The sequence below is a fragment of the Streptomyces sp. NPDC054932 genome, assembly GCF_053610205.1.
In genome coordinates, this window is record NZ_JBSGXU010000006.1 from 52,771 (window position 1) to 64,553 (window position 11,783).

Below are 11,783 nucleotides of genomic sequence, written 5' to 3' on the forward strand. Positions count from 1 at the left end.
TCACAGGGACCGCAGGGCGCGGTCGAGGACGCGGACGCCGAAGTGCAGGGCCTCGACGGGGACCCGCTCGTCCACGCCGTGGAAGAGGGCCCAGTAGTCGAAGCCGGGCGGCAGCTTCAGCGGGGAGAAGCCGTAGCCGGTGATGCCGAGGCGGGAGAACTGCTTGGCGTCGGTGCCGCCCGCCATGCAGTAGGGGACCACGTGCCCGGCCGGGTCGAACCGTTCGACGGACTCGCGCAGGATCCCGTACGTCCGCCCGTCCACGGGGGCCTGGAGGGCGACCTCCCGGTGGTGGAACTCCCACCGGACGTCGGGGCCGGTGAGGGCGTCGAGGGTGGCGGCGAACTCGGCCTCGCCGCCCGGCACGGTCCGGCCGTCGACGTGGGCGGTGGCGTGCTCGGGGATCACATTGAGCTTGTAACCGGCGCTGAGCATGGTCGGGTTGGCGCTGTTGCGCACGGTCGCCCGGACCAGGGTGCCGGCCGGACCGAGCTCGTCGAGGATCCCGTCGAGGTCGAGGTCCGGCCGTCGCGGATCCACCGACAGGCCCTGCAGGGCGGCGAGTTCGGTGATGCAGGCGGTGACGGTGTCGGTGAGCCGGACCGGCCAGTCGTACTCGCCGATCCGCGCGACGGCGGCGGCGAGCCGGCTGACGGCGTTGGCCCTGTTCGGCTTGGAGCCGTGGCCGGCGGTGCCGTGCGCGGTCAGCTTCAGCCAGGCGGTGCCCCGCTCGCCCGCCGCGATCGGATAGAGGGTGCGGCCGCCGGGGCCGGTGTGCACGGTGAAGGCCCCGGACTCGCTGATGCCCTCGGTGCAGCCCTCGAAGAGGTGCGGGTGGCGGTCGGCGAGGAAGCCGGAGCCGTCGACCGCGCTGTCCTCCTCGTCGGCGGTGTAGGCGATCACGATGTCCCGGCGCGGCCTCACTCCCGCGCGCGCCCAGGCCCGTACGACGGCCAGCACCATCGCGTCCATGTTCTTCATGTCGACGGCGCCGCGCCCCCACACCACGCCGTCCCGGACCTCGCCGGAGAAGGGGTCCACACTCCAGTCGGCGGCCTCGGCCGGGACCACGTCGAGGTGGCCGTGGACCAGGAGGGCCTCGGCCGAGGGGTCGGTGCCCTCGATCCGGGCGACCACGTTGGTGCGGCCCGGGGTCCGCTCCAGCAGGAGCGGCTCCAGACCGGCGGCGGCGAGCCGCTCGGCGACGTACTCGGCGGCGGGGCGCTCGCGGCAGTCGCCGCCGCCCCGGTTGGTGGTGTCGATCCTGATCAGGCCGGAGGTGAACTCGACGGCCTCGTCGAGGGCCACCCCGTCCACCGCCTCCACCGCGCCGACCCGGTCCACCGCACTGACCGCGCCGACCGCATCGACCGCGCCCGGGGCGGCGACGGCAGCGGCGGGGCTCTCGGCGTTGATTGCGCACATGTCAGCCATACTGCTCCTCCACGGCCGCGGAGACGACCGTCGTGACGGTTTTGAAGGCCCGGATCCCCTCGTACATCGTTTCGCTGGTGTACGCGACCCTGCGCTCCCCGCTCCGCTCCACCCCCGGTACCACCGTCGCGGCCATGGCCAGGTGCGCGGCGTCGAACTCCAGCTCCACGGTGAAGGGGCCGCCGCGGACCGGTTCGTGCCGGACGGCGAGGGCGGTGGCCTCCTTGGCGGCGGCCCGGATGTCGGCGGCGGTGCGGGCCGGCGTCCGGCACACGGCGGCGTAGCGCGAGACGTGGTCCTTGACGGCGACGGTCGCCGCGCCGGGGGCGTATCCGGCGGCGTCCACGCAGGTGAGGTCGTCGCCGGTGACCAGGACGACGGGCACTCCGTACTCGGCGACGACATGGGCGTTGAGCAGGCCCTCGCTGGCGCGCGTCCCGTTGACCCAGACCCCGGTGATGGAGTTGGCGAGGTAGGTGTGGGCGAGGACGCCCTCGGAGCCGGCTCCGGTGTGGTAGCCGACGAAGGCGATGCCGTCGACGTCGCCGTGCTGGACCCCCTCGACCATGGAGAGGGTCTTGTGACGACCGGTGAGCATCTCGGCGCGGGCGTCGAGCTTCTCCAGGAGCAGGTTGCGCATGGTCCAGTGCGCCTCGTTGATGACGACCTGGTCGGCTCCGCCGTCGTAGAAGCCGAGTACGGCGGCGTTCACGTCGGAGGTGAACATCGCGCGGCAGCGCTCCCACTGCGGGGTTCCGGGCAGCACGTCCGCGGGCCAGGTGACGCCGGTGGCGCCTTCCATGTCGGCGGAGATGAGGATCTTCATCGGGCCCCCGGGCGGTCGGTTGCGCTCAGGGGCCCACCCTAACCGCCGGGCCCCCTGTCGCCGTGGGACTCGCGCCCCGGCGCGGCGCGGCCCACGGGCACGACCCGCGGACCCGGCCCGCCCACCCGCCGGGCCGCCTGACCGGTCGGGTTCACCCGATCCGGTGAGGCCGCAGCCCCGGCCCCACCGTCAACGCCGTTGCTCAGCGCTCCACTTCGGCGGCCAGCTTCTCCAGCACGCTGTCGTAGATCCGGCCGAGGCCCTTGGGGGCGAAGGTGCGCTCGAAGAAGCCGCCGATGCCGCCGGCGCCGTTCCACACGGTGGTGACCACGGCCCTGGACTTGCCCTCACCGGCAGGGGTGACCACCCAGGTGGTGACCATGGAGGAGTTGCGGTCCTTCTCCACGAGCTGCCCGTCGGTGGGCTCGGTGACCTCGAGCAGGCAGTCGCGCACGCGCTTGCTGGTGGCCTGGAGCTTCCAGTGCACGAGGGTGCCCTCGCCGTCGCCGCCCTCACGCACCTCGTACTCGCTGAAGTGCTCGGGGAGCAGCTTGCTCCGGGTACCGCTGTAGTCCGCCAGCGTGTCGAAGACCGTCTCCGCGTCGGCCCCGATGATGCGCTCCGTGGTGGCCTCGACCTGCGCCATGGCTGTTCCTCCAGCAGTTGTGTCCGCTCGTCACGGCGAAGCCAACCACCTCCGGGGCGGTGGCCCAAATCCGGATCGGACGGGACGACGGACCCGCACGATCATGGGAACGTTTGTTCTATTCTCTCGGCAGAGCTAGCGAGGGAGGCGCACCATGCGCTGGGACAACCTGACCGAGGGACCCACGGGTCCGGCCGCGCTCTTCGGCGCCGACTCCGTCGTGACCCGCACCATCGACACCCCCGAGTTCCGGGGGATCACCTTCCACGAGGTACGGGCCCGCTCGATCGTCAACCGGGTGCCCGGCGCCTCGCGCATGCCGTTCGAATGGACCGTGAACCCGTACCGCGGGTGCAGCCACGCCTGTGTCTACTGCTTCGCCCGCAAGACCCACAGCTACCTGGACCTCGACACCGGCCTCGGCTTCGACTCGCAGATCGTCGTCAAGACCAACGCCCCCGAGCTGCTGCGCCGCGAGCTCGGCCCGCCCCGCTGGTCCGGCGCGCACATCGCCATGGGCACCAACGTCGACTGCTACCAGCGCGCCGAGGGCCGCTACCGACTGATGCCCGGGATCATCGAGGCGCTGCGCGACCACGCCAACCCCTTCTCGATCCTCACCAAGGGCACGCTGATCCTGCGCGACCTCCCCCTCCTGCGGGAGGCCTCCGAGGTCACCGAGGTCGGGATCTCGGTCTCCGTCGGCTTCACCGACACCGGGCTCTGGCGGACCGTCGAGCCGGGCACCCCCTCCCCCGCCGCCCGGCTGGCCGCGGTACGGACCCTCACCGACGCCGGGATCGAGTGCGGGGTGCTGATGGCCCCGGTGATCCCCTTCCTCGGGGACTCCCCGGAGCAGCTGCGGGCGACCGTGCGCGCCGTGGCCGAGTCCGGCGCGACGTCCGTGACACCCCTGGTACTCCATCTGCGGCCCGGGGCGCGCGAGTGGTTCACGGCCTGGCTGGGCACCCACCACCCCCACCTGGTCCCCCGGTACGAGCGGATGTACGCGGGCGGGTCGTACGCACCCACCTGGTACCAGCGCCGGATCACCCGCCAAGTCCACGAACTGGCGGCCGAATTCGGCATCGGTCCGGGCCGGCGGGGCGCGGCTCGCCAGGCCGTCGCACCGGAGCGTCCGGACGGCTCCGCACCCGCCGGGGCCACCCAGCTCAGCCTCCTGTGACGTCCGGCGCCGCCTGAACGGTCATCACATCGGGCCAATCGGCGGCCCAATACCGCCTTCCAGGCATGGTTTCCGGGACGATTCCGCCCAGAACCCTCGGCTGGGAGGCCCCATGCTCCACCCCTTGAAGAAGCGCGCCGCTGTCCTGCTGTCGATCTCCACCGTCGCCGCCGCCCTCGCGAGCCCGGTCCTGGCCTCGCCCGCCGCGCCCGCCGCACCGCCCGGTCCCGCGGCCGCGCAGGCCGCGCTGCGCTGGACCGGCTGCGCCACCCCGCGCAATCCCACGCTGCAGTGCGCGTCCCTCAAGGTGCCCCTCGACCACGCACGGCCGGACGGCCGGCAGATCACCCTCGCCCTGACGCGGGTCCCCCACACCGGCTCCACCTCCCAGGGCCCGCTGCTGGTCAACCCCGGAGGTCCGGGCGGCAGCGGCCGCAGCCTCGCGGGGTACATCGCCTCCGCCCTCCCCAAGGAGGTGGCCGCCCAGTACGACGTGATCGGCTTCGACCCCCGGGGCGTCGGCAAGAGCGAGCCCGCCCTGGACTGCGCGGTCGGTCACTTCAAGGCCGTCCGGCCGGACTCCGTGCCCCTGGACGCGGCGACCGAGCGGGCCAACCTGGACCGGGTCCGGTCCTTCGCCGAGTCCTGCGGCTCCAAGCACGCGGACGTGCTGCCGTACATCGACACCGTCTCGGCCGCCCGGGACATCGAGGCGCTGCGCGGCGCCCTCGGCGCCGAGCGGATCAGCTACTTCGGCTACTCGTACGGGACCTACCTGGGCGCGGTGTACGCCAAGCTCCACCCGGGCCGGGTGCACCGGCTCGTGCTGGACTCCGTGGTCGACCCGGGCGGGGTCTGGTACGAGGACAATCTCGCCCAGGACCACGCCTTCGACGCCCGCCACAAGGCCTTCCTGGCCTGGGTCGCCCAGTACGACGCCACCTACCGGCTCGGGACCGACCCGGCGGCGGTCGAGGAGCGCTGGTACGCGATGCGGGACGCGCTGCGCGAGACCCCGGCGGGCGGCAAGGTGGGCCCGGCGGAGCTGGAGGACACCTTCATGCCCGGCGGCTACTTCAACGGATACTGGCCGAACCTCGCCGAGGCCTTCGCGGCGTACGCGGTGGGCAAGGACCCGAAGCCGCTGGTGGCCGCCTACGAGCGGTTCGGCGCGGTGGAGCCCTCCGCGGGCAACGGCTACAGCGTCTACACGGCGGTCCAGTGCCGGGACTCGGCCTGGCCCAAGGACTGGAACCAGTGGCGCGCGGACATGTGGCGCACCCACGCCGAGGCACCGTTCATGACCTGGAACAACGCCTGGTACAACGCCCCGTGCGCGTTCTGGCCGACGGAGGCGCTGCGGGCTCCGGACGTGACCAACGCGGACCTCCCACCCGCGCTGCTGCTCCAGGCCACGGAGGACGCGGCGACGCCTTTCGAGGGCGCGCTCAGCATGCGGGAGAAGCTGAAGGGATCGGCCCTGCTGGTGGAGGAGGGCGGCGGCAACCACGGCATCGCCCTGAGCGGCAACAAGTGCCTGGACGAGAAGGTCGCGGCCTACCTGACGACGGGCAAGGCATCCGACGCCACCTGCCCGGCCCAGGCGGCCCCCAAGCCGACCACGGCGACCCGGGCCGTACCCGCGTCGGCGGGCGGCGCGGCCCTGCACGGTCTGCTCGGCTTCCGGGGCTGACGTCTCCCCGGCATGATCGTTCCCCTGACCACGACACCGTCGCACAGCAGCCGCATCACCCGTGTCCCGGCGCCGGAGGGGATCGGCCCGGCCGCCCACTGCAGCCACGTCGTCCGGGGCACGGGCCGGTTCGTCGCCGTGTCGGGACAGTGCGCGCTCGACGAGCGGGGCGGGGTCGTGGGCGAGGGCGATCCGGCCGCCCAGGCCCGGCAGGTGTTCGAGAACCTGCGCCGGTGCCTGGCGGCGGCCGGCGTCACCTTCGACGACGTCGTGAAGCTGACGTACTTCGTCACGGACATCGGGTACCTCCCGGCCGTACGGGAGGCCCGCGAGGCGGTGATCCCGGCGGACCGCCTCCCGGCCTCCTCGGCGGTGCAGGTCTCGGCGCTGTTCCGGCCCGAACTCCTGGTCGAGGTGGAGGCCTTCGCGGTCGTTCCGGAGACCCTCTAGGCGTGTCCGGAAAGTCCCGTCCGCTCGGGGCGGACGACGCTGCTTTGCGGACACTCCCCAGGAGGCGGTCAGCCCAGACCGCGCAGCGCCGCCGTCGCCGCCACCGCCAGCCGGGGGTGGGACTGGGCGCGGACGAGTACGTCGCGCGCGCGGGGGTCGGCGAGGGCGCCGAGGCCCTCCACGCAGGCCAGGGCCACCCGCCAGTACGGGTCGTGCGGGGACAGCAGCCGCCCCAGGGTGGCCATCAGGGCCGGTACGGACTCGGGGGCGCGCAGCGCGGTGAGCAGGCGCACGGGCTGCAGGGCGTAGGCCGTGCGCAGGCCGTTGGTCGCGAGGGCGGCCGCCGCGCGGGCGGTGCGCGGGTCGTCCAGGACGGCCAGCGCCTCGGCGGCGGCGGCGCAGCGGGCCGGGTCCCGGTGGTTGAGGAGCAGGACGAGGGATTCGAAGGCGCGGCGGTCTCCCGCGAGGCCGAGCCGGTACGCGGCCAGTTCGCGGGCCCACAGGGGCAGTCCGGCGGAGGTCAGGGAGGCCGCCAGGGCGTCGGGGGCCGCCGCGAGCAGCACCTCGTACTCGGGTGACGGTCCCGCCTCCGCCCGCAGGCGCTCCAGCACGTCGTTCACCCGGCCACCCTAGGTGGACACAGCGGTCGCCGCGCCGGGTTTCGGGACATCGGCGACAGCCGGTTGATCGATGATCGATGATCGGTACATTTCGGCGGTACAGGTCACATCTCCCAGCTATGGCGGACCAGTTACCGGCGAGTTACTGTCGTTGCAACACGTACGAGGGCGGCCTGGTGACGCAGCCGCCTCGTGCCGGTCGGTTCGTTTCTTCACGGTGAGACCCCGGGACAGGGTTCCGCCGTTTCCGCCCCGGGGAGCTGCTCCCTGCGGGCTCATCCTCTCGGGCCCCCTCACCCCGGGCCCTTTCACCGCACGGCTCTTCCGTACGGCATCCGCGCGCGCTGTGCGCCGCGCGCCCCTCAGTCGTCACCCTCTTCCACTGGAGTCCCTCGATGGACCGTCAGTCCAGTCAGCCCGCCCTCCAGACCATCGCCGTCGTCGGACTCGGCACGATGGGCACCGGCATCGCCGAGGTCCTCGCCCGGGCCGGTCGCGAGGTCATCGGCATCGACATCAGCGAGGCCGCCGCCCACCGGGCGACGGCCGCCCTCGCCGCGGCCACCGCGCGCTCCGTCAGCCGGGAACGGCTCACCGAGCAGGAGCGCGCGGACGTGCTCGCCCGCTTCCGCACGTTCTCCGACCTGGGCGCCGCCGCCGAGGCCGATCTCGTCATCGAGGTCGTGCCCGAGTCGTACGAGATCAAGCAGCAGGTTTTCCGCGAGCTCGACGCGATCGTGCGGCCGGACACCATCCTGGCCACCGGCACCAACGCCCTGTCGGTGACGCGCATGGCCGCCGAGTCCCTGCGCCCCGAGCGCGTGCTGGGCCTGCACTTCTTCAACCCGGCCCCGGCGATGAAGCTGGTCGAGATCGTCTCCTGCGTCCTGACCGCGCCGCCGGCCGTCGAGGCGGTCACCGAACTGGCCCGCGAGCTCGGCAAGGAGCCCGTCCCGGTCGGTGACCGGCCCGGCTTCGTCGCCGACGGCCTGCTCTTCGGCTACCTCAACCAGGCCGCCGCCATGTACGAGGCGCGGTACGCCTCCCGCGAGGACATCGACGCGGCGATGCGGCTCGGCTGCGGCCTGCCCATGGGCCCGCTCGCGCTGCTCGACCTGATCGGCGTGGACACCGCCCGCACCGTCCTGGAGGCCATGTACGCCTCCTCCGGCGACCGCCTGCACGCCCCGGCCCCGATCCTGGGCCACCTCGCCGAGGCCGGTCTGACCGGGCAGAAGTCCGGCCGCGGCTTCTACACGTACGAGGCATCGGGCAGCTCGGTGATCGTCCGCGACCTCCAGACCCCGCCCGACGGGTCCCTGGTCGGCGCGGGCCGTCCCGTCAGCTCGGTCGGCGTGGCCGGCTCCGGGACGATGGCGAGCGGCATCGCCCAGGTCTTCGCGCAGGCCGGCTACGACGTGGTGCTCGCCGCCCGCAGCCAGGAGAAGGCCGAGGCCGCCAAGGCCGCGATCGGGAAGTCCTTGGGCCGTGCGGTGTCCAAGGGCCGCCTGACCGAGGAGGGCGCCGCGCAGACCCTGGACCGCATCACCGCGGCCGGTTCGCTGGACGCCTTCGCCGAGGTGGACCTGGCCGTGGAGGCCGTCGCCGAGGACCTGGCGGTCAAGCAGGAGCTGTTCGCGACCCTGGACAAGGTCTGCAAGCCGGGCGCGGTGCTGGCCACCACCACCTCCTCGCTGCCGGTGATCGCGGTCGCCCGCGTGACCTCCCGTCCGCAGGACGTGATCGGCATGCACTTCTTCAACCCGGCCCCGGCGATGAAGCTGGTCGAGGTGGTCCGGACCGTCCTGACGGCCGACGACGTGCACGCCACGGTCCGCGAGATCTGCGTCAAGGTCCGCAAGCACCCGGTGGACTGCGGCGACCGGGCCGGCTTCATCGTGAACGCGCTGCTGTTCCCGTACCTCAACAACGCGATCAAGATGGTCGAGCAGCACTACGCCGACATCGACCAGATCGATGCCGCGATGAAGCTGGGCGGCGGCTACCCGATGGGGCCCTTCGAGCTCCTCGACGTGGTCGGCCTCGATGTCTCGCTGGCCATCGAGAAGGTCCTGCACAAGGAGTTCCGCGACCCGGGCCTGGCCCCGTCCCCGCTGCTGGAGCACCTGGTGGCGGCGGGCTGCCTGGGCCGGAAGACCGGCCGCGGATTCCGTGAGTACGCCGCCCGCCGGTAATCCGTCGGGCCACGAGCCGGATGCGTGGGGAGGGCTGCTCGGGCCCGCCGGACCCTCACGGCGGGCCAACCCTCACGAGCCCAGTGCGGGCTCTCCCCCGCATCCACCCCTCTCCCACCCCCCGCAGGCGCGCTCCCCTGCACGAATGAAGTACTTTCGCTCTATGTCCCAGCCCGCCAAGAACTCGCCCCGCGCCGCCACGACCTCAGACGCCCCGGAGAGTCCGGCCGGCACCAAGGCGGCCGCGCAGCGGCTCAAAATGCGCCGCGAGCTCGCCGCAGCGGCCATGGAGCTCTTCGCGACCAAGGGGTACGAGGCGACGACGGTCGACGAGATCGCGGCGACCGCCGGGGTGGCGCGCCGGACCTTCTTCCGTCACTTCCGTTCCAAGGAAGAGGCGATCTTCCCGGACCACGACGACACCCTGACCCGCGCCGAGGCCGTTCTGGACGTGGCCCCGGCGCACGAGCACCCGCTCGACACGGTGTGCCGCGGGATCAAGGAAGTCATGAAGATGTACGCCGCCTCCCCGGCGGTGTCGGTGGAGCGCTACCGGCTGACCCGTGAGGTGCCGGCGCTGCGGGAGCGGGAGATCGCCTCGGTGGCCCGGTACGAGCGGCTGTTCACCCGCTATCTGCTGGCCCACTTCGACGAGCACGACCACCACGACGGCAACGACGACCCGCTGCTGGCCGAGGTGGCCGCCTCGGCGGTGGTCACCGCCCACAACCACGTACTGCGGCGCTGGCTGCGGGCGGGCGGCCAGGGGGACGTGGAGGCGCAGCTGGACCACGCCTTCTCGATCGTCCGGAAGACCTTCGGTACGGGCATCGGCGCGGGCCGCACGCTCAGCCCGGCGCCGGCCGCGCCGGCGGCCGTGCGCACGCAGGGCGAGGTGCTGGTGGCGGTGGCCCGTACCGACGCCCCTCTGGACGAGGTCATGCGGACCATCGAAGAGGCACTGCGCGCCAAGTAACACTCACGCCCCGGCCACCGCCGGGGTGCTCCCGGTCACAGCGGCCGCTCCCGATCCGGGAGCGGCCGCTTTCGTATGTCCGGCTTGCCCCTACTCGCGGGTAACTCTGATCGATCATCGCTCATCGGTGCAGGTCAATCGGCAAATGAGAGAAAGTTTTGGCACGCGGTGCCTTGCCGGGTGACACGGGGTGCCATACGTTGAAGTCGTCCGGATGTCCCCGCGACCCACGCCCACACGGCACGGATCGCGCCCCGGATGCCTGCGTCACCAGGCACGCCGCACGCCCCACCACGGGCGTCGCGCAGCACCACAGCACCAGCCGGACCGACGGCACACCGCACCCGCACCACGCACCCCGTTTACCTCAGCGCACCCTCATCAGCGCTAGCCGGAGGCTCATCGTGAAGGACATCCTGGACGCGATTCAGTCGCAGTCCGCCACCGCCGCGGACTTCGCGGCCCTGCCGCTGCCCGACTCGTACCGCGCGATCACCGTGCACAAGGACGAGGCGGAGATGTTCGCGGGGCTCACGACGCGCGAGAAGGACCCGCGCAAGTCCCTCCACCTGGACAACGTCCCGGTGCCGGAGCTCGGCCCGGGCGAGGCCCTGGTGGCCGTCATGGCCTCCTCGGTCAACTACAACTCCGTGTGGACCTCGATCTTCGAGCCGGTCTCCACCTTCAGCTTCCTGGAGCGCTACGGGCGCCTGTCGGAGCTCACCAAGCGCCACGACCTGCCGTACCACGTCATCGGTTCCGACCTCGCGGGCGTCGTGCTGCGCACCGGCCCCGGCGTCAACGCCTGGAACCCGGGCGACGAGGTCGTCGCGCACTGTCTGTCCGTCGAGCTGGAGTCCTCCGACGGCCACAACGACACGATGCTCGACCCCGAGCAGCGCATCTGGGGCTTCGAGACCAACTTCGGCGGCCTGGCGGAGATCGCCCTGGTCAAGTCGAACCAGCTGATGCCGAAGCCCGACCACCTGAGCTGGGAGGAGGCCGCCTCCCCCGGCCTGGTCAACTCCACGGCGTACCGCCAGCTGGTCTCCCAGAACGGCGCCGGTATGAAGCAGGGCGACAACGTCCTGATCTGGGGCGCCAGCGGCGGCCTCGGCTCCTACGCCACCCAGTTCGCGCTGGCCGGCGGCGCCAACCCGATCTGCGTGGTCTCCAGCCCCGAGAAGGCGGAGATCTGCCGGTCCATGGGCGCCACGGCGGTCATCGACCGCAACGCCGAGGGCTACAAGTTCTGGAAGGACGAGAACACCCAGGACCCGCGCGAGTGGAAGCGCTTCGGTTCCAAGATCCGCGAGCTGACCGGCGGCGAGGACATCGACATCGTCTTCGAGCACCCGGGCCGCGAGACCTTCGGCGCCTCGGTGTACGTCACCCGCAAGGGCGGCACCATCACCACCTGCGCCTCGACCTCGGGCTACATGCACCAGTACGACAACCGCTACCTGTGGATGTCGCTGAAGCGGATCGTCGGCTCGCACTTCGCCAACTACCGCGAGGCGTGGGAGGCCAACCGCCTGATCGCCAAGGGCAAGATCCACCCCACCCTGTCGAAGGTCTACTCCCTGGAGGAGACCGGCCAGGCCGCCTACGACGTCCACCGCAACCTCCACCAGGGCAAGGTCGGCGTCCTCGCGCTGGCCCCCGAGGAGGGCCTGGGCGTCCGCGACCACGAGATGCGCGCCAAGCACCTCGACGCCATCAACCGCTTCCGCAACGTCTGAGACCGTTCAAAGGCC

The 11,783-nt window shown here is 72.2% G+C and carries 10 protein-coding genes; 6 read left to right on the plus strand and 4 right to left on the minus strand.

Translation table 11 applies throughout. The features are described 5' to 3' along the window. The 3 genes from ACWGE1_RS03095 to ACWGE1_RS03105 form a co-directional block, all read right to left on the minus strand. Positions 1–1,434: a M20/M25/M40 family metallo-hydrolase gene (locus ACWGE1_RS03095; protein WP_453418825.1), complete on the minus strand. Its 1,434-nt coding sequence runs from the start codon at positions 1,432–1,434 to the stop codon at positions 1–3. Next, entirely contained in the window at positions 1,427–2,260 is an 834-nt protein-coding gene (locus ACWGE1_RS03100) for a M55 family metallopeptidase (protein ID WP_453418826.1), read from the minus strand. Before ACWGE1_RS03100 ends, ACWGE1_RS03095 begins: the two co-directional genes overlap by 8 nt. A 202-nt stretch (positions 2,261–2,462) precedes the next feature. Then, entirely contained in the window at positions 2,463–2,906 is a 444-nt protein-coding gene (locus ACWGE1_RS03105; protein ID WP_453418827.1) for an SRPBCC family protein, read from the minus strand. A 154-nt stretch (positions 2,907–3,060) separates the two neighbouring features. Here ACWGE1_RS03105 and ACWGE1_RS03110 point away from each other — a divergent pair, with 154 nt between their 5' ends. The 3 genes from ACWGE1_RS03110 (at position 3,061) to ACWGE1_RS03120 (ending at position 6,235) form a co-directional block, all read left to right on the plus strand. Next, a complete protein-coding gene (locus tag ACWGE1_RS03110) occupies positions 3,061–4,092 on the plus strand; it encodes an Rv2578c family radical SAM protein (RefSeq protein WP_453418828.1) in 1,032 nt (343 codons plus the stop codon). 112 nt (positions 4,093–4,204) lie between these two features. Beyond that, on the plus strand, positions 4,205–5,785 hold the full coding sequence (locus ACWGE1_RS03115; protein WP_453418829.1) for an alpha/beta hydrolase: 1,581 nt from the start codon (positions 4,205–4,207) through the stop codon (positions 5,783–5,785). A gap of 12 nt (positions 5,786–5,797) precedes the next feature. Continuing rightward, entirely contained in the window at positions 5,798–6,235 is a 438-nt protein-coding gene (locus ACWGE1_RS03120) for a RidA family protein (protein ID WP_453418830.1), read from the plus strand. A 68-nt stretch (positions 6,236–6,303) separates the two neighbouring features. On the opposite strand, the gene ACWGE1_RS03125 is transcribed toward ACWGE1_RS03120, so the two are convergent. Beyond that, the gene (locus tag ACWGE1_RS03125) at positions 6,304–6,855 is read right to left on the minus strand and encodes a HEAT repeat domain-containing protein (protein WP_453418831.1); all 552 of its coding nucleotides are present in this window, start codon (positions 6,853–6,855) and stop codon (positions 6,304–6,306) included. A 395-nt stretch (positions 6,856–7,250) separates the two neighbouring features. Here ACWGE1_RS03125 and ACWGE1_RS03130 point away from each other — a divergent pair, with 395 nt between their 5' ends. From ACWGE1_RS03130 to ccrA, 3 genes are all read left to right on the plus strand, one after another. Next, the gene (locus ACWGE1_RS03130; RefSeq protein WP_453418832.1) at positions 7,251–9,050 is read left to right on the plus strand and encodes a 3-hydroxyacyl-CoA dehydrogenase family protein; all 1,800 of its coding nucleotides are present in this window, start codon (positions 7,251–7,253) and stop codon (positions 9,048–9,050) included. Positions 9,051–9,213: 163 nt separating this feature from the next. Beyond that, on the plus strand, positions 9,214–10,026 hold the full coding sequence (locus tag ACWGE1_RS03135; RefSeq protein WP_453418833.1) for a TetR family transcriptional regulator: 813 nt from the start codon (positions 9,214–9,216) through the stop codon (positions 10,024–10,026). A gap of 404 nt (positions 10,027–10,430) precedes the next feature. Next, complete coding sequence (gene ccrA / locus ACWGE1_RS03140; protein ID WP_453418834.1) at positions 10,431–11,768, plus strand: crotonyl-CoA carboxylase/reductase; 1,338 nt, start codon at positions 10,431–10,433, stop codon at positions 11,766–11,768. Positions 11,769–11,783 lie beyond the last annotated feature (15 nt).